The 18,404-nt window shown below is 41.1% G+C and carries 16 protein-coding genes; 1 reads left to right on the top strand and 15 read right to left on the bottom strand.

The genetic code is table 11. From position 1 onward, the window contains the following. Positions 1-51 precede the first annotated feature (51 nt). The 4 genes from J6836_RS21215 to J6836_RS21200 form a co-directional block, all read right to left on the bottom strand. Positions 52-921, bottom strand: a complete 870-nt coding sequence (locus J6836_RS21215) for a helix-turn-helix transcriptional regulator (protein ID WP_219245790.1) — start codon at positions 919-921, stop codon at positions 52-54. Positions 922-1,018: 97 nt separating this feature from the next. After that, positions 1,019-2,200, bottom strand: a complete 1,182-nt coding sequence (locus tag J6836_RS21210; RefSeq protein ID WP_219245789.1) for a cyanate transporter — start codon at positions 2,198-2,200, stop codon at positions 1,019-1,021. After that, a complete protein-coding gene (locus J6836_RS21205) occupies positions 2,200-2,664 on the bottom strand; it encodes a nucleoside deaminase (RefSeq protein WP_219245788.1) in 465 nt (154 codons plus the stop codon). Before J6836_RS21205 ends, J6836_RS21210 begins: the two co-directional genes overlap by 1 nt. Next, complete coding sequence (locus tag J6836_RS21200) at positions 2,664-3,350, bottom strand: ankyrin repeat domain-containing protein (RefSeq protein ID WP_219245787.1); 687 nt, start codon at positions 3,348-3,350, stop codon at positions 2,664-2,666. Before J6836_RS21200 ends, J6836_RS21205 begins: the two co-directional genes overlap by 1 nt. Positions 3,351-3,434: 84 nt before the next feature. On the opposite strand from J6836_RS21200, the gene J6836_RS21195 reads away from it, so the two are divergent. Further along, complete coding sequence (locus tag J6836_RS21195; protein ID WP_219245786.1) at positions 3,435-4,289, top strand: LysR substrate-binding domain-containing protein; 855 nt, start codon at positions 3,435-3,437, stop codon at positions 4,287-4,289. 203 nt (positions 4,290-4,492) lie between these two features. Here J6836_RS21195 and fbaA read toward each other — a convergent pair whose 3' ends face one another. From fbaA to J6836_RS21140, 11 genes are all read right to left on the bottom strand, one after another. Beyond that, positions 4,493-5,569, bottom strand: a complete 1,077-nt coding sequence (fbaA, locus tag J6836_RS21190; RefSeq protein ID WP_219245785.1) for a class II fructose-bisphosphate aldolase — start codon at positions 5,567-5,569, stop codon at positions 4,493-4,495. A 59-nt stretch (positions 5,570-5,628) separates the two neighbouring features. Then, entirely contained in the window at positions 5,629-6,792 is a 1,164-nt protein-coding gene (pgk, locus tag J6836_RS21185; RefSeq protein ID WP_219245784.1) for a phosphoglycerate kinase, read from the bottom strand. Between the two features lie 99 nt (positions 6,793-6,891). Then, entirely contained in the window at positions 6,892-7,920 is a 1,029-nt protein-coding gene (gene epd, locus J6836_RS21180; RefSeq protein WP_219245783.1) for an erythrose-4-phosphate dehydrogenase, read from the bottom strand. Positions 7,921-8,236: 316 nt separating this feature from the next. Then, positions 8,237-10,228: a transketolase gene (gene tkt, locus J6836_RS21175; RefSeq protein ID WP_219245782.1), complete on the bottom strand. Its 1,992-nt coding sequence runs from the start codon at positions 10,226-10,228 to the stop codon at positions 8,237-8,239. A gap of 502 nt (positions 10,229-10,730) precedes the next feature. Further along, positions 10,731-11,411, bottom strand: coding sequence for a TenA family transcriptional regulator (locus tag J6836_RS21170; protein WP_219245781.1), 681 nt, complete (start codon positions 11,409-11,411; stop codon positions 10,731-10,733). Between the two features lie 223 nt (positions 11,412-11,634). After that, a complete protein-coding gene (locus J6836_RS21165) occupies positions 11,635-12,273 on the bottom strand; it encodes a fimbrial protein (RefSeq protein WP_255586425.1) in 639 nt (212 codons plus the stop codon). Between the two features lie 28 nt (positions 12,274-12,301). Then, complete coding sequence (locus J6836_RS21160; RefSeq protein WP_255586277.1) at positions 12,302-13,918, bottom strand: fimbrial protein; 1,617 nt, start codon at positions 13,916-13,918, stop codon at positions 12,302-12,304. Between the two features lie 7 nt (positions 13,919-13,925). Next, positions 13,926-16,424, bottom strand: coding sequence for a TcfC E-set like domain-containing protein (locus J6836_RS21155; RefSeq protein ID WP_219245779.1), 2,499 nt, complete (start codon positions 16,422-16,424; stop codon positions 13,926-13,928). 18 nt (positions 16,425-16,442) lie between these two features. Continuing rightward, the gene (locus tag J6836_RS21150; protein ID WP_219245778.1) at positions 16,443-17,126 is read right to left on the bottom strand and encodes a hypothetical protein; all 684 of its coding nucleotides are present in this window, start codon (positions 17,124-17,126) and stop codon (positions 16,443-16,445) included. A gap of 90 nt (positions 17,127-17,216) precedes the next feature. Continuing rightward, positions 17,217-17,822: a common pilus major fimbrillin subunit EcpA gene (gene ecpA, locus J6836_RS21145; RefSeq protein ID WP_219245777.1), complete on the bottom strand. Its 606-nt coding sequence runs from the start codon at positions 17,820-17,822 to the stop codon at positions 17,217-17,219. Between the two features lie 123 nt (positions 17,823-17,945). After that, positions 17,946-18,266 (bottom strand): helix-turn-helix domain-containing protein, encoded by a 321-nt coding sequence (locus J6836_RS21140; protein ID WP_219245776.1) that lies wholly within the window; start codon positions 18,264-18,266, stop codon positions 17,946-17,948. Positions 18,267-18,404: the final 138 nt, after the last annotated feature.

Raw genomic sequence — 18,404 nt, 5'->3', positions numbered from 1 at the left:
GGATACTTTCGACCGCCGGAATTTGTCTATGGTTTTCCGGCGAGGTATTTACTATTTTTTAAGTTGATTAGGGGACATGCCAAAACGTTTGCGAAATGCGACCGAGAAGTGTGCTGGGGTATAACCCACTTGATAGGCGACCGTTGAAATGTTGGCGTCATTTAAACTCAGTAATTGAAATGCGGTTTCCAACCGATATTCCTGCAACCAGCCGTAGATACTATTACCAAATAACTGGCGAAACCCTTGCGTCAATTTGCGGGTATTCAGCCCCAATCGCTTGGCTAATTCATCTAAACTAGGGGGAGACTCCATTTCCTGAATCAGTATTTCTTTTGCCATATGTAAATTATCAATATCCCTTTGTCGCAATGTGGTCAACGAATGACTCTCTTGGTGAGATAATGAATGATGTAGGCACAATGCTGTAATTTCGGCGACTTTTGCTCCTAAATAGAGCTGACGGACAGCCGCATGGATCGGCTGGCTAAACAGTTGGTGCGTCATTGCTAACACATTGGGCGGTATCGCCAAGCGCACTAATTTGGGTTTGTGAGGGTGGTAGCAAGATGTTGGCAATTTGAGTTGTTGCAGCTCTAACCATTGAGGGGAAATATCAATCATGGTGTATTTCATGGGCTGCTGGCTATAAAACTGGTTATTCAGTTGATAGCTGTTTGCACTGCTAGATAAAATCAGCGACGGTGAGTTCACATCAACCCGCTGCCCTGCACTGCTGTGGCATGCCATCATACCTTGATGGATAGCCACAATCTTTAGTCCTGCACTTTGTTCTTCCTCAATCCCTAGATCGCGGTTAATGAAAAACTCCCCTCGGCGAACGCGAATAAACTCCCCAACACAGTGTTCTTCATGTGTTGAGTGGGCTTGAGAGAATGCTTTTTCGATATACTGCGACATAGTAGCTCTTGTAAAGTGAACAAATATGCAGCTATCTTGGCAAAAAAACATCAAAATAACAATAATTATCATTCGCAATAAAAATAAAGGGGATTTTTTATTTTAAAGCGAAGATTTGGCTATATCCTTTCGGGTTTAAACGCAAATAAAGCAGCAATGTCACTACAACAAAGATAACGTGCATCCCCCACACCCAGATAAAACTTTGGCTTAATTGGTGTAACCAGGCCGCTAACAATGGGCCAAATGCGGCGATAATAAACCCGCCCGCTTGCATTAATGCGGTTAATGCCCCCGCACTAACAGGATGAGGAATATGGTCCAGTGCCGTAATAATACTCAGTGCAAAGCAGCCACCTAACCCAACGCCTAATAATGCGATCCATAAATAAGGCATATCGCGGGCAAACAACATTAACCCAATAAACCCGATAGCTTGGCAACTTAACGTCGCAATAAGCCAGAAACGACGGTCGATATTATGGGAGGCGAATACAGGGATCATCAGTGCTGACAAGGCTTGAAACACCGTCAGCATAGCAACAAAAGAGCCACTTTGTGCAGCACTCATCCCCTGCTCTTGGAAAAAAGGTGCTAACCACGTTACGACAGTTCCATAACCCGCATTGATTAACCCAAACCCAGCCATCAATAACCAAGCCCGTGGTTTTTTAAAGAACGCTAATACAGAAATATGACCAACACTAGTTCTATTCATCGTGCGAATATTTAATAGGATAGCAATTAACGCGATCAGCGCAGGTAGTGCGAGCCATGCCAATGCACTTTGCCAATGACCTGTCATGCTTTCTAAAATTGGCGTTAGCTGTGCCCCTATCGCGCCGCCCGCCATTAACGTTGCAGAATAGAGCCCCGTCATCATGGCCATTTTTTGTGGAAAATGCGTTTTAATAAAACCGGGGAAAACCGCTTGAATATAGGCCGCACCTGCACCACACAAAAATGCGGTAAACAATAATATGTGACCATTTTCGGCAAAGTAGCGGGAAAATGAACCCAAAAATAGCAATAACATCGCCAAAGCAATTCCACTTCGCTCGCCTATTCGTTGGTTTAGTATGGGCACAACTAATGCACCAATCCCCATTAATAACATAGGTAATAACGTGAGAAGCGAAATACTTTGGTAACTCATTCCTGTGGTATGAATAATACTATCGATGACAGGGCCAGGACCTGTCATAAAGGGCCGTAAATTCAGCCCAACTAACACAATAGTGACCACTAACGCGAGGGAGTACGATGCTGTTTTACCCATTATTCTTGCTGTTCCCACCACATTTGGTACAACGCTGAGCGCGGTGCGTCATTTGGCCTTAACTGTTCAAATTTAAAACCCAATTGCTGCTCAGGCGCCACACGCAGTGCTTTAGCAATCTCTGCTGTCGATAAACCAAACGGTTCGGCATCTTGGTTTGAATAACCATATACCACACGAGTAATCCCCGCCATACGCATTGCTGCTAAGCACATTGGGCAAGGTTGCCCGCTGGCATAGACAATGCAGTCTTCCAGTTTAACGCGCTTTAATACCTTCCCAGCTTGGCGTAATGCCATTAACTCCGCGTGTGCGGTAGGGTCGTGTAATTCAAGCATTTGGTTCACGCCTGTCGCCAACACTTTACCTTGGCTAACAATAACAGCACCAAATGGGCGACCACCCGCCTGTACATTTTCTTCAGCAAGGGAAATGGCTTGCTGTAAAAATTGTTTATCCGACATTATTTCGCCCCCGCCTTTTCAAGGATGTCAATCAAGTTACGGTAGCCTTTGCTTTTTGCTAACGTTAAAGGCGAAATTCCTGAACCATCCGCTAAATTCACATCAGCGCCGCCATCAATCAACAACGTGACAATTTGCGCGTATTTGTCGCTACCATCTCCCAAAATAATCGCTTCAATCAGTGCCGTCCACCCTAAGCGATTGATATGGTTTACATCTACGCCCGCATCAATCAAGGTTTTGACGGTATCGATATGGCCACGTTCTGACGCGGGGATCAGCGCAGTACCGCCATAACGGTTGGTACTTTTTAAATCAGCCCCATTTTTCAGGGTTAACAACAAAATATCTTGCAGCCCGCGCGCCCCAGCATAGAGGTACGGTGAATCTTGCATATTGTCTTTCGCATTCACATCTGCACCGCGCTCAATTAAGTAACGCGCCACATCCACACGGTTTTCATGGGTAGCCGCCATTAATGGAGTACGTTGGCGCAAATCCCGTTGTTCGATGTTAGCCCCTTGCTCGATTAACGTTTGGACTTGGTGTAAATCCCCTTGCTCAGCCGCGCTAACCAGCGTATCAGATTGTGATTTTGCCATGCCTTTCACCATAAATATTAATGAAATTGAAAGAATACCCAGTAAATAAACCAACCACTTAACACCTAACACTGTTGTTTTCATGATTTATCTCCTTTTCATCTCTTTAATCTACGCAAAAAGTATGCTATTTAGAAATTAAATAACTAAATGATAGGTATTAAATAAATGAATCCATTGCTCAATTTAGTGCTGTTGAACACCTTTGTTGCTGTTGCCGAAACAGGGAATTTCACGGTAGCTTCGCAACATTTAAATTCAACACAATCTACGTTGAGCCAGCAAATTCAGCGGTTAGAAACCTTGGTGGGGCAACCACTGTTTGTTCGAGGTCACCGTATTTTAACCTTAACAGAAACAGGTGAAATTCTGCTAAGTTACGCAAAGAAGATCTTAGCCCTAAACGACACCTTTTTTATGAAGATCACTGGTAGTGCCGTGATCCACACTCTTCGCCTTGGCTTTCCCGAAGATTTAGCATCAGGGCAAGTCACTCCCACCCTCGCCGCTTTTATGCAGGCGAATCCAAATGTACGATTAGAAGTCACCAGCGGTTTAAGCCGCCAGCTCCATCAGCGCTATCAACATGGGGAACTGGATTTAATCATCGTGAAGCAGAAAAAAGGGGAATTCAAAAGTGATTACTGCTGGCCTGAGCCACTGTGCTGGCTAACAAGCAATCAGCGACAATTACTCAATAGCGATTCTGTACCGCTCATTGTTTTCCCTGAGAATGGGTTATACCGCAATGATATGTTTAAGTTATTAGATAACGAGCAACGCCCATGGCACATTACCTATACTTGCTCAAGTCTTGCGGGTATCCAAAGCGCCATTACCGATGGCTTAGGGATAAGCCTGCTCCCTCTGCGTGCTAAGTTGCCACAGCACCGTATTTTAACCGAAGACGACGGTTTCCCTGCCGCACAAGAAATGGAAATTGCCATGCACTTTCATAGCAATGCCTCAGATACCCTCGCAGAACTCGCTAAAAAACTGGCACAACAGCTGGAGCAACGTTAATCGAGGAAACGTTATTTAATACCTTGAATTACATCAGGGAGAAAAAACAAGGCAGACTAATCGCTCATCTATTTGGTTAAAGAATTCATCAAACCAATGGCAACTAAGGTTTCATCAGGGGCGCCAACAATTAATCAATAAAAAAATCCCCCTGCAAGCTGCCTCACTGGGGGGATTTCAATTCAAAGCTTAGTCTGTATTAATTACAGAACATCAACACAGTTCAATTCTTTGAAAGCTTGTTCTAAACGAACAACCATTGAATCTTGTGCTTTACGCAGCCATACACGTGGGTCGTAGTATTTTTTGTTAGGTTTATCCGCACCTTCTGGATTACCTAACTGACCTTGCAGATAGCCTTCGTTCTTTTTGTAGTACTGTAAAATACCATCCCAAGTTGCCCACTGAGTATCAGTGTCGATGTTCATTTTGATAACACCGTAGCCGACAGCTTCTTTGATTTCAGCAGCGCTTGAGCCAGAACCACCGTGGAATACGAAGTCTAAGCTGTTGTGTGGCAGGTTATATTTTTCTGAAACGTAGTCTTGTGAGTTACGCAGAATTTTTGGCGTTAATTGAACGTTACCTGGTTTATAAACACCGTGAACGTTACCAAAAGAAGCAGCGATAGTGAAACGTGGGCTCACTGCATTCAGTTTTTCGTATGCGTATGCAACGTCTTCTGGTTGAGTATACAGCTCAGAGCTGTCCATACCTGTGTTATCAACACCGTCTTCTTCACCACCAGTACAGCCTAATTCGATTTCCAGCGTCATATCGATTTTAGCCATACGCGCTAAATATTTAGCACAGATTTCGATGTTTTCTTCCAGTGATTCTTCTGACAGGTCAATCATGTGAGAAGAAAACAGTGGTTTGCCAGTTTTCGCGTAGTGTTTTTCACCTGCGTCTAACAGGCCATCAATCCATGGCAGTAATTTTTTCGCACAGTGGTCAGTATGCAGAATAACCGGCACACCATAGTGCTCAGCCATTTGATGCACATGATAAGCACCAGAGATTGCACCTAAAATCGCAGCTTGTTGGCCTTCGGCTTTCAAACCTTTACCTGCGATAAATGCTGCACCGCCGTTTGAAAACTGAACAATAACAGGCGCACGCACTTTCGCGGCCGTTTCGAGTACGGCGTTAATTGAATCCGTACCAACACAGTTCACCGCTGGCAATGCAAAGTTATTTTCTTTGGCAACTGCGAAAACTTTCTGTACATCATCACCCGTGATAACACCAGGTTTAACAAAATCAAAAATTTTAGACATGTGAAAAGGTCCTGTGGTAAACAGGCAGCCTACGCTGCCTGTTGTGTATGAACAATTAATTACGCTTTAGCACGTTCTTCTAGCATCACAACGGCAGGGAGCTTTTTGCCTTCAACGAACTCAAGGAAAGCACCGCCACCAGTAGAGATATATGAAATTTTGTCTGCAATACCGAATAAATCGATAGCGGCTAATGTGTCACCACCACCCGCGATAGAGAATGCATCACTTTCGGCGATAGCTTTTGCAACGATCTCTGTTCCTTTACGGAAGTTAGGGAATTCGAATACACCAACTGGGCCATTCCACAGAATGGTTTTGGCGTTTTTCAGGATCTCAGCCAGACGTTCCGCTGATTCATCACCTAAGTCCAGAATTTGCTCGTCATCTTTGATTTCAGTACTTGATTTCAGGGTCGCTTCTGCTGTTTCAGAGAACTCAGTGGCAACACGGACATCTGTCGGTACTGGAATTTGGCAGTTAGCCAGTAATTTTTTCGCTTCAGGGATTAAGTCAGCTTCATATAATGAACGACCAACATTGTTGCCTTCTGCTGCGATAAAGGTATTTGCGATACCACCACCAACAATCAGTTGGTCAGCTATCTTAGACAGTGAATCTAACACGGTCAGTTTTGTGGAGACTTTAGAACCACCCACAATCGCAACCATTGGACGCGCTGGATTACCCAGTGCTTTGCCTAATGCTTCTAACTCATTGCTTAACAATGGACCTGCGCACGCAACAGGTGAGAATTTTGCCACGCCATGGGTCGATGCTTGAGCACGGTGAGCCGTACCAAACGCATCCATCACATACACGTCACATAATGCAGCGTATTGTTTTGACAGCGTTTCGTCGTCTTTTTTCTCGCCTTTATTAAAGCGAACGTTTTCCAGAACGACTAACTCGCCAGCGGCAATATCAACGCCATTTAAGTAGTCTTTGACTAAACGAACTGGGTAATCGATTTTATCTGTCAGATAGTCAACAACAGGTTGCAGTGAAAACTCTTCGTTGTACTCGCCTTCAGTCGGACGACCGAGGTGAGAAGTGACCATAACTTTAGCGCCTTGCTTCAGAGCAGCTTCGATTGTTGGTAATGAAGCACGGATACGTGCATCAGAAGTAACTTTGCCATCTTTTACAGGAACGTTTAAGTCAGAACGAATAAAAACACGTTTACCCGCTAAGTCTAAATCGGTCATCTTAATTACAGACATGGTGAATCCTCTTGTTGATTCTCTATAAAGTTTCCATCAACTACTGGGCAGAGGCGAAAAAGGTTATCATGCCCTGCTGTCTGTCAGTAGCCAATTAGTTTAAACCTGTTCGTCGAAACCGACCGCTACCATTGCTAGCGTTGTATCTAGCATCCGGTTAGCAAACCCCCATTCGTTATCACACCAAACCAGGGTTTTTATTAAATGTTTTCCGCTAACTCGCGTTTGCGTACCATCTATAATAGCACTGTGTGGATCATGATTAAAATCCATCGAGACTAACGGTAATTCTGTGTAGTCCACTATACCACGAAAATGCCCCTGTGCGGCGCTTCGCAGTAGTTGGTTCACTTTTTCAACACAGACATCGTCATGTACGGTAACACTCAAATCAATCGCTGTCACATTGGTTGTAGGCACACGGACAGAGATAGCTTCAAAATGATCTTTGAATTTCGGAAAAATTCGCGTAATACCTGCCGCTAACTTGGTATCAACTGGAATAATAGATTGGCTGGCAGCACGCGTTCTTCGTAAATCTTTATGATAAGCATCGATAACGGGTTGGTCATTCATTGACGCGTGGATCGTCGTAACGGTCCCTGACTCAATCGTAAATGCTTCATCAAGCAATTTAATAATTGGGATAATGCAGTTAGTGGTGCAAGAGGCGTTTGATACTATCTTGTCTTTGGCCGTTAAGCTTTCGTGGTTAACACCATAGACAACAGTGGCATCAAGGTCATCAGTACCAGGATGAGAGAATAGCACTTTTTTAGCGCCTGCCGCGATATGCATTAAGCCATCATCACGGGATCCGTAAGCACCACTGCAATCAAGTACGATATCAACACCGAGTTCTTTCCACGGTAAACCTGTGATATCGGTTTGGTGAAATAAACGAATGTTATCATCGCCGACCTGTAAGAGTGGGCCATTAAGCCTCACATCCCATGCAAAGCGCCCATGGCTGGAATCATACTTCAGCAAATGCGCGATGCCTTCCGGTTCAGCAAGTTCGTTAATTGCAACGACGACTATCTCTGCCCGACGGCTCGATTCATATAACGCTCTTAAAACGCTTCGACCAATTCGACCAAAGCCATTTATTGCCACCCTGATTGCCATTCCACACCTTGTATCTGAGCAAAATCACACGGTTGCTAAGGATAACTGAGTCGCACTCACTCTACTGCTCATTTTAGCTGTTAAACATCAAAAGTGTGCTGTAGCCGACACTTTTAAAATATTTTTTCATTGATTTTCATTTCACTGAAACGGTTCAGCTAATCTAGAATTAGATTAAGGGATAAAATGATAGAACGCAATAGAAAATCATCGATTAGTGCACAAAAAAACAACGCCTAACGATCCGCTAGGCGTTGTTCAGCAAAATAAGATTATGCAGGGCATTCAACTAATGAATACCCCATCATTAAATCACTTATTTCAGAAGAGATTTCGCTGCTTCAACTGCTTTTTCTACAGTGATGCCGAACTCTTTGTACAGTTCTTCCGCTGGCGCAGATTCACCAAAGGTATGCATACCGATGATAGCACCGTTTAAGCCAGTGTATTTGAACCAGTAATCAGCAATACCCGCTTCGATAGCCACACGAGCGCTAACATTTGCAGGTAAAACAGCTTCACGGTACGCAGCGTCTTGTTTATCAAATGCATCTGTAGATGGCATTGAAACAACGCGAACTTTGCGGCCTTCAGCAGTCAGTTGGTCAGCAGCTTTAACCGCTAATTCAACTTCAGAACCTGTTGCGATGAAGATAAGCTCAGGTGTACCTGCGCAATCTTTCAGAACGTAAGCCCCTTTCTCGATATTTGCTAATTGCTCAGCGGTACGAGGTTGCTGCTCTAAGTTCTGACGAGAGAAAATCAGTGCACTTGGGCCATCTTTACGCTCAACGGCATATTTCCATGCAACCGCAGACTCAACTTGGTCACACGGACGCCATGTGCTGACGTTTGGCGTCACACGCAGGCTTGCCAGTTGCTCTACTGGTTGGTGAGTTGGGCCATCTTCACCCAGACCGATAGAGTCGTGAGTATAAACGAAGATGCTACGAATTTTCATCAATGCGGCCATACGCACAGCATTACGCGCGTATTCAACGAACATCAGGAAGGTCGCACCGTAAGGAATGAAACCGCCGTGTAATGCGATACCATTCATGATGGCTGACATACCAAATTCACGTACACCGTAATGGATGTAGTTACCCGCTGGGTCTACATTCAGTGCTTTAGAACCTGACCACATGGTTAAGTTACTTGGAGCTAAGTCAGCAGAGCCACCCATAAACTCAGGTAATACTTTACCGAAAGCTTCTAGTGCATTTTGTGATGCTTTACGGCTAGCGATGTTGGCTGGGTTTTGTTGCAATGTTTCAACGAATTTTTTCGCTTCTGCATCAAAGTTTGCAGGTAATTCACCGTTCATACGACGAGTAAACTCAGCCGCTAACTCAGGGAATTCCGCGGTATAAGCAGCAAATTTCTCATCCCACGCTTTTTGTTTCGCTTCGCCCGCTTTACGTGCATTCCAAGCTTCATAAATATCTTGTGGAATTTCGAACGGACCAAATTTCCAGCCCAGTGCTTCACGTGTTGCTGCAATTTCAGCATCACCTAATGGTGCACCGTGAACAGATTCAGAACCCGCTTTATTAGGTGAACCAAAACCAATGATGGTTTTGCACATAATCAGCGTTGGTTTATCTGCTTTTTTCGCTTCATTTACCGCAGCATTGATTTGCGATGCATCGTGACCATCGATGTCACGAATAACATGCCAGCCATAAGACTCGAAACGTGCCGCAGTATCATCAGTAAACCAACCTTCAACTTCACCATCAATAGAGATGCCGTTGTCATCATAGAATGCGATCAGTTTATTTAATTTCAGTGTACCCGCTAAAGAACACGCTTCGTGCGAGATACCTTCCATCATACAACCATCACCCATGAAGACATAAGTGTGGTGGTCAACAACATCATGGCCAGGACGGTTGAATTGCGCCGCTAATGTGCGTTCTGCAATCGCGAAACCGACTGCGTTTGCAATACCTTGACCTAAAGGACCCGTTGTTGTTTCAACACCTGGAGTATAGCCATATTCTGGGTGGCCCGGTGTTTTAGAGTGTAATTGGCGGAAGTTTTTTAACTCTTCGATAGATAAGTCATAACCAGTCAGGTGCAGCAAGCTATAAATCAGCATTGAGCCATGGCCGTTTGACAGTACAAAGCGGTCACGATCTGCCCAGTGTGGGTTTGCTGGGTTATGATTCATATGGTCACGCCACAGTACTTCAGCAATATCAGCCATGCCCATTGGCGCGCCAGGATGCCCTGATTTTGCTTTTTGAACCGCATCCATACTTAGAAAGCGGATAGCATTAGCAAGGGTTTTACGAGTCGTCATCAGTATACTCCAGGTAGGATAAAAACGTACTTAAACCAATTTTTACAACGCAATACGGATAGTGCTACTTTGATTTTGCCACAACGAAAAACGTCAATTTACCGATGTAGCGCGATTGAAAGTAACCCAATTCTACCCATACCGCAATATTTGCTATGTTCATGGCAGCAGATCGCTAATAAATTGAACTGCCGCAAAGCTGAATCCATTCCATTGCGCAAAATATCCCTTAAGGCTTACATTTTTGCGCAAGTGACTAACCTTATTAAACCTGAGTTCACGGTCTGGGATCAAGGTGATTTATCCATCTAGCACATTTAGCTGCCACATTAGTGATGATTGACAAAGTTTTAAGCAAAAAAATGCTTCAATATGCCCGAATATTTTTGTTTTGATTTAAGTAGAAATACACAACCCCTTTCCAATGACGGGTCAATGAGTACAAAAAAGGTGCCGTTATTGCACCTTTTTTAATATAAAACTTTAGAGAGTTACTCTCAGGTCACGACAAACTGTAATAAAAACTCGTATAGGCATTCGTTAGTAAATGGCTACCAAATTTAATTCCGTCTTTAATTAAATCTTGAACCTCTGGTTCAAGCCAGTTTTCATTAACAACTTTCAAAAAATCTTCCGCATGCTCAATATCAATTTCTTTATGCAATCCATAATGGGTAATTTGGCTCTCCTCTAGCCAGCCCTGCTCCTTGATTGCCTCATAAATCAGCGTTGATGCGTCAACAAATGTACGCTCAATACCCGCATATACGGCTGACGCAAAACGGTAATCTGAGAATGAAGAAACACTACGAATCGTTTCGTTAAACACACGCGCATTCAACGGTGGCTGGTGAATGTTGACTTTGCTAGGGTCGCCACCGAGACGAGAAATTAACGTTAAGATCGTATTCCCATGAACATTTTCTTTAATGCCTTGCCCATGTTCTTCCCAAAGATTTTCTACAATGGCAATACGCGGTATTGCATCAGGAACATTCGCAATAATTTGTGCCATCGGGCGGCTAAAGAAAAAAACCATTGTTGCGAACTCATTTTGAGTTTCTACAAATTGCTCTTGAGACAATTCACCAGCACATAATGCTTTAAAATAAGGAGTTTCAGATAAATTTAAGGTCTTGATCGTCGATTCTAAATAATTTTTCAACTCACTATTTAATGCCATAATTATTTCTCCCCTAATTTATCAGATAAAGAAAAGCAACCTTATTAAATTCCAATTAGAACCTAATAATTAGATGAAAATTAATTCTCACATAATTCGCATGTAATACATTAAAACGAAAAATGTTAGTTATTATTAAGAAACAATGCGTAACATGAGTTGAAAAAAAACCAGTAACAATAAGTATTACTGGCTAATCATATAATATGAAATTTTAAACAGGCTAATCGCAGTTGCCTATAGAGTGGTATTTATCAAATATAACAATGTACTTACGACTTTTTTTCTTTAAAACCTCATTGCGAAATTCTTGCTGGGGCAAAAGGTGAAGAACCAATGGCTGCACGTCATCACTCACCTCGCAATTTTCGTGAACTAATACCCTAAAATAGGTATTCCCCGTATTTTTTAATACGCCCGCATTTGCATCCATGGCATATTGGAAATCAATATTTTTCGGTCTAACCACAAAGTAGGTTTCTAAACTCACCGTGGGGTAAAATAAAGATTGTTGATTCAAAGCAGGATCCGTGTCCACATCTAGTGCTGTTTCGCTAATCACAATCTTATAATAGCGTTCTTTATCATCCTCTTTACCACGATAAAAAATCTTAAAATACTCTTGCTCACCAGATAATAAAATTTTTTTTAAAGGGGTAAAAATAATCTCCCCCTCTTCGATTGGCTTCCCCTTCTCATTATTATCTGGTTTATCTATTTGATAGGCACTAAATGTATATAAATTTACCTTTTTTGTATCATTGATATAAGATTTTGAGAAAAAGCTTTTATTTGGTTCAAGGGCTGAAATATCGGAACTTAGATACAACGCCTGCGCTTTACCAAAGAATAACAATATCACCCCAAATAATATGAGCTCGTAAAATCGCTTATAGATGCACATCAGGTCCCGTCCAAATCGCCTTCACAACGACAGTTCCACTAGCCGATACCGTTCCTAACCAATCAATTCCATCCAAAGTAAACAACGAATTCGATTCATTCATTGGGAAGCGTAAATCTAAATAAGTCCGATAAAATGACCCTAAGTCTTGGTTAGGTATATCCCACGGCGTTTCTGCCCATAAGGCATTATTCATCGATATTTCCGTACCATCACAGCTTGAGCGGTAAGATTCTTCAGAACCTGACGCATTTTTAAATGACAGATAAGCCGAGAATGGCACGCGGAATTTGTCATCGTCAGAGCTGAACAAGCAAAAGTTTTGCCCGTTAACGTTGACGGTTGGGCCTTCTACCCTCGCCGTAATAGAGTCAGCCTGCCGAGGGCCACTGGTTGTTACAATATAATTAAACTCAATTGGCGGTTCTTCTGGGCCAATTTTGCCTGTCTTTGACGGGTTTGGAATGTAATCTGCCGGCACAATACTGATGCTATAATCCCGAGGCTTTATCACTAACTGATTTGACGGTGTAAATTCATAGTACCCTGATTGTGGAGCTGCCGCCGGGTTAGTAAACGAGAAGGTAAAAAAGTCTTGGCTATTGGTAAAATCCACATTATTGGTTATTAACTGCTTAAAGAACGTATTAGAAAAAAAGATAGAAACATACTGGTTCGAACTTTTAAAATACGTATTCGCAGCATAGGTTGAATTATAATTACGCCAAATATTAGAGCCATCATCAGGCCCTATTTTTATTGATGCTCCCGCAACAGTAAATGGGATCAGGGTTGAGTTAACTTTTAAACTCAATAACACGTTGGCAAAAACATCCCCCGATGTTTCATGCTTCACGACTTGGCAAATCAAACCGTTCACATTAGCGACAACGCCAATTCGGCAAAATTGTTCCCCCGGTCCTAAGCTTGGGTTCCCATTACTGTCAATATAAACCTCTTGCATTGCCCCTGTTGAGCTAAGCTTAATATGGGCAGATTTAGTAATCGTAAATTCGTGGGATGCAATAATTCGCCCGCCGACACTTTGGCAACTTTCCCCTTTCGCTGGGTCATAATCCAAGTCGGTCATACATGCACGATAACTGTAGGTTTCAACCGCCCCAACAGCCATCTGTCTAAAATATTGATAGGTTGATTCGCTAAAAATACCTCGCGCGTATGTCCCTTCTCCCAATGTATTGTCCTGCACAATTTTATATGCACCATTTCGACCAACGTATTGTGCAGGCCAATAACCTGTATCTCGGTTGCAATAATTACGCATACAACGGTTGCCGATAAATGGGCCATCAATGGGGGAATTTTCAAACCAAATATCCACATTCTGATTTGCTCGAATCGAAGTATTGGTGTAGCCCATATACCCTAAACTTTCTTGGCTTTTTGCTGAATAACGAGAAAATTTATTCGCGCCAGTAAAGCGGGGGTCTAACGACCTCGGTGTGACAAAATATTCATCATCCACACCATTCTCAACAAAAACTATGGAATTACTCAGTGCAACGGCACCCGCCGTTGAACTGAATAACACACTGAATATCACGCCACTAAGAGAAAAAAAAGAAATCGGTTTAATCATCATAGAATTCTCATTGCCTTAATGCGACTGTGCGCTGCGGGTCACAAGTCACATCACCCAGCCACAATGCACCGCGAGCACCTTCTAAATTTAAATCAGCTTCGCAAATGGTTTGCTCATCTTCTTGTAAAAGGGAAATAACCGGATAACGCACGTCTACATCCATTGAAAACTCACCATTGTGGTCAGTTTTGGTTCGACCAATATGGTTACGAATAGACGCATATTTAATAAACTCACCATTTGGGGATTTTAAACGGCCAAATACCGTTACTAACTGCCGAACTTCTGGTTTATATATAGCAATATTCCCAGGGTATAAAGTAACTGACTTATTTCGCCCAGACACAATGTCAAAACTGTCTTTAGACTTCGCATCATTCATTAGTTGGATGTCATAATCTGAATAAGGTGATAAAGGGATAAACGTATTTTTTCCACTAATTGGGTAACTTTGCCCATTAACTCGAGCGGTCATACTCCCTGCCCCATAAATATCCGAGTTAATTATGACACCCGACTTCCCTTGCTGCCCGCTAGGCATAATTGAGCCATCGCTGTAGGCTAAAGAGCCGCGAGACGTAAAGTTGCCATTTAATCTTTGGTTATCAGGGCGATTAACCGTCAGCATTCCTGAGTTATATTTTGTCTCATAGGAGGCATAGCCCATCGTTGAGAAATCAGACTCTCCATTATTTTTATCGCGCACTAATTTAGAGACTGAGCCACCAATATCCGTAATCACCGAGTCATCAAAGCGTTTATTGGCGTAAATATTGGCTTTCATATTGCCATTACTTGAAGATAAGCCCGTGCTCAACCAAGTCGATAACGGTAATGAAAAATCAAGGCTAATAAATTTTTCATTAATGCTTTTTTGGTCATCATAGTGGTAACGTTGAACGCCCGTTCTTAAACCAATCGTGCCATAACGACCTGAAAACAGTGTATTTGAATACTCATAGTTAATTGAATCACTACCAATACGTTTATCTGTTGTACTACTAATGGTAAATGACCCTGCACGGTCAACAACCTTATCAAGGTTCAGTGTCGCACCATAAGAGTAACTATTTGAATCATAAACTGGCAGGTCACCTTTAATGGCCGCTTTTTCTTTTGAAGCCCAAACAGAACCATAGCCATCTGGCACACTGGTAGATACTGTAGCAATATTCCTAAAGCTCCCATGATTCTCAACCATGCCTTGCCAAGAAATAGAAATATATTGGTTTAATGAAAGGTTAATACTGCTTTCATTAATTAAAAAATCGTCATAACCATAATTCGACATTTGAACATTTAACCCTGATAACACAGGGAAGCTTTTGGCAACAGATGCACCCAATAAATAACTTTTTTCTAGTGGTTGACGGTCTGCTTGTTTTCCTCTGACATAACGTTTTTTATCAAAATCGATATATCCGCCGTAGATTTCCCAATTAAGCTTGTCAAAATCAGCGCCACCTGAACTAAATGACTTATTAATTGTTTGTCGCTGCGAAGTCACAATCTTGCCATCAACAACAGTTTCAATCGTGACGTCATAAATACCAAACGGCAAAATACTGGTATCCACCTCATAACTACCCATCGGAAAGTTTTGGATATTGAGTAATTTTTCATCACGGTAAATACGCACTTCCCCAGGGCTATTTAAAAAAACATAAATTGGTGTCAGGGAGTATTTTTTGTTAACGACGACACTTGATGCATTATTTCCAATAGATGCCGCATATATTTTGCTGCGATTTAAGGTGGTTAAACTAGCAATAGACTGCAAGTTCCACGTACTCATTAACCCAATCGCAAAACGCAAGCCATCAAAGTCACGCTCATACATTGCACGGTAAAGCTCAATGTCAGAATTCGATTTACCGATACTGTATGCCGATGCATTTACGTTTATATGGTGCTCAGCAATCGCAAATAACGTATCTAAGTTAAAATAGCTACTTGATGAGTTTTTTCCTTTTTTTACCTGACTTTCAAAAACCCCGAAATCATAATTCGCAACCGTTGAAAAAGCATCAACGGTAGAGTCGCCCAATGAAAACTGCCTAATTTTTTCATTTGGCGCAATGGCTTCTTTATTAACATCCAGAGATAAATTAAACGACGCGATATTCAATTGCAGTTCAGCATTTTTATCGACGTCGATAGTATTGAGTTCATTAAAGAAAGCATCTTTTTTTTGCTCTAAATTTTCAATCAGTAAAGGTTGTATTTTGGGGCCTTTATTTGCATCAATAAAATGAATATTGGCAAGTTTAATTTTCCCCTGCTCTATAATTATTATGGCATCTGCAATTTTACCTTCGCTCTGATTTTTTCCATCATCTGATTTTAAACGCAAAAATACAGGCACTGACATTCCTTCTGCCAAAGCCGATACAAAAGCAGGTGGAATAATATACCCCCCGATTTTAATTCGCTTGATATCTTTAGCAGAAAGATTACTTGAAAAAATAAAGCTTATTATTGATAAAGCGATAACACTTTTACGCATAATTAAGACCCAACCTAATTATTTGACAACAATAAACTCCCCTTTGTGCCAAATACCAATACTTGTTTTTTTATTGTTTATATCAACCAATTGAAGATTAACTGCTAAATTTGGCATTAGATAGTAACGCTCACGGCAAATACCATCGTTCCCTAATTTTATTTTTTCAGTTAAACAAGGTCCTGATGCAACAATACGAAAAGAGCTATTACCAAGATTTGCAACTTTGTTTTTTTCATATTTATATTTAAAGTTCTCAACTCGAGGAGCCACAACTAATATGGTACTAATTGTTGCCGATGTGGTCGCTGATGCAGACTTGGCATTTTTTGTCATTCCACTCTCACTAATTGGATCATCCGTCCAATTTAACCTGTAATAACGTTCCTGATCATCTTTCGGGCCTTGGTAAATAATTTTAAAGATATCTGTCGCTTTACCCGGAAGAATAATATTCGCTGGTGTTGACAATATTTCATTAGGATCATTAATTGGAATGGTTTTTCCATCAGCTAAAGGTGTGTCTATTCTTTCAATACTTAAATTAACCAATCTCGCCGCATCAACAGTATTTTCAATTTCTTTTGCTAAGGTTTCTTCATTTGAAGAGATAATTTCAGTAATATTACCAACATTAACAGCCAAACTATTTTCTAGTGGTAGCATTGATAATAAAATGACTGCGAATGTAATTTTTTTCATTATGTGAACTCAAATAAATACGATAAAGATTTATTTCCTTATATTATCTTTATCGTAATATAGGATTTATTATTTAATTAATGGAAAAATTTATGGAGTAACGAAGTTACCTTCCCAGTTTGCAGTAAATTGAACTTTTACATCGCCATCCCAAACACCATCATCAAGGTCTTTGAACTCTGCTGCAGCACCTGCAGCTTTAGCATTAGCAATCACAAAAGTGAACTCACCACGATCTGTAGCACGGTCTGAGCTATTGTATACACCATCAGCAGCTAAGTTATCTAAACCTGAAGTGATACCTTGTGCAACATCAATCAATGTTGTATCAGCAGTGGTATCTAAGTCAGTACCATTCCATTTAACACCTACTTCCAATGTTGAATCATCAGTGGTTCTTGCTAAAGTATTTGCAATAATTTTAGACGTTAATTTAAAGTCTGTTGCACCTGATTGGCCTTGAATAGCAACATCAAATGCGCCATTTTGTTGGTTAAAGCTTTTTTGACCTTCCGCATAATTAAAGGTTAAACTTTTCAGTGGAGTAACAACTAACATACTTGTCGTATCTTTAATTGCTGTTGCTTGCCACGTTGCTGTCGCTTGAGCAGTGCGAGTGTCTGCATTTGCAACAGTAGCAAAAGAAGCAGCAATAATCCCAGATAATAGTACAGATGCCATTTTTTTATTAAACATATTGTTCTCTCTAATTAATATTAAAAATATAACAAATAGAAAATTACATAGTATAAAAAACACTTAATTGTGTTCTTTATAAAATATAATCTGACCACGAATTTAATTTCAAAAATATAATTATTATTCTTTATGAGAAACAAAATCCATTAAATACCGACTTAATGAATAGTTTTCTTTCTTATCCATTTCGTTTTTTAAATTATTCTCATTCTCTTTTTCATTTTGTACAAAATGAATGAGTTCCTCCCAACTTTTATCGAGAAAAGTTAATAGTTGATGTAATTGATCAAGTGTTAATGGCGTTTTCCCTGTTTCATAACGAGAGATCTGTTGCTGACTTACATGCATTAACTTTGCTAACTGCTTGCCAGTTAAATTTTTTTCTCGTCTGGATTTTCTCAAGAAAAAACCGGCATAATAGCTTAACTTATTTGATTCCATAAGCATTTCCAAAACTTTCCCAACGGTGAAATAAAACGAATTACACTATAAAAATGATTATTAATATATTTATATTATTAACTAAATAATTCAAAATTTAATTATTCGTAACTAATTTGTTCTTAATAATATAAATGG

It is taken from the genome of Providencia sp. R33 (genome assembly GCF_019343475.1).
Lineage (GTDB): Bacteria > Pseudomonadota > Gammaproteobacteria > Enterobacterales > Enterobacteriaceae > Providencia.
The sequence above is the reverse complement of the archived record's forward strand: the minus strand, read 5'-3'. Positions and strand labels throughout refer to the sequence as shown.

Coding starts and splice junctions, on each gene's coding strand:
- J6836_RS21215 (WP_219245790.1), bottom strand. CDS start 921: ATGTCGCAGTATATCGAAAAAGCATTCTCTCAAGCCCACTCAACACAT.
- J6836_RS21210 (WP_219245789.1), bottom strand. CDS start 2,200: ATGGGTAAAACAGCATCGTACTCCCTCGCGTTAGTGGTCACTATTGTG.
- J6836_RS21205 (WP_219245788.1), bottom strand. CDS start 2,664: ATGTCGGATAAACAATTTTTACAGCAAGCCATTTCCCTTGCTGAAGAA.
- J6836_RS21200 (WP_219245787.1), bottom strand. CDS start 3,350: ATGAAAACAACAGTGTTAGGTGTTAAGTGGTTGGTTTATTTACTGGGT.
- J6836_RS21195 (WP_219245786.1), top strand. CDS start 3,435: ATGAATCCATTGCTCAATTTAGTGCTGTTGAACACCTTTGTTGCTGTT.
- fbaA (WP_219245785.1), bottom strand. CDS start 5,569: ATGTCTAAAATTTTTGATTTTGTTAAACCTGGTGTTATCACGGGTGAT.
- pgk (WP_219245784.1), bottom strand. CDS start 6,792: ATGTCTGTAATTAAGATGACCGATTTAGACTTAGCGGGTAAACGTGTT.
- epd (WP_219245783.1), bottom strand. CDS start 7,920: ATGGCAATCAGGGTGGCAATAAATGGCTTTGGTCGAATTGGTCGAAGC.
- tkt (WP_219245782.1), bottom strand. CDS start 10,228: ATGACGACTCGTAAAACCCTTGCTAATGCTATCCGCTTTCTAAGTATG.
- J6836_RS21170 (WP_219245781.1), bottom strand. CDS start 11,411: ATGGCATTAAATAGTGAGTTGAAAAATTATTTAGAATCGACGATCAAG.
- J6836_RS21160 (WP_255586277.1), bottom strand. CDS start 13,918: ATGATGATTAAACCGATTTCTTTTTTTTCTCTTAGTGGCGTGATATTC.
- J6836_RS21155 (WP_219245779.1), bottom strand. CDS start 16,424: ATGCGTAAAAGTGTTATCGCTTTATCAATAATAAGCTTTATTTTTTCA.
- J6836_RS21150 (WP_219245778.1), bottom strand. CDS start 17,126: ATGAAAAAAATTACATTCGCAGTCATTTTATTATCAATGCTACCACTA.
- ecpA (WP_219245777.1), bottom strand. CDS start 17,822: ATGTTTAATAAAAAAATGGCATCTGTACTATTATCTGGGATTATTGCT.
- J6836_RS21140 (WP_219245776.1), bottom strand. CDS start 18,266: ATGGAATCAAATAAGTTAAGCTATTATGCCGGTTTTTTCTTGAGAAAA.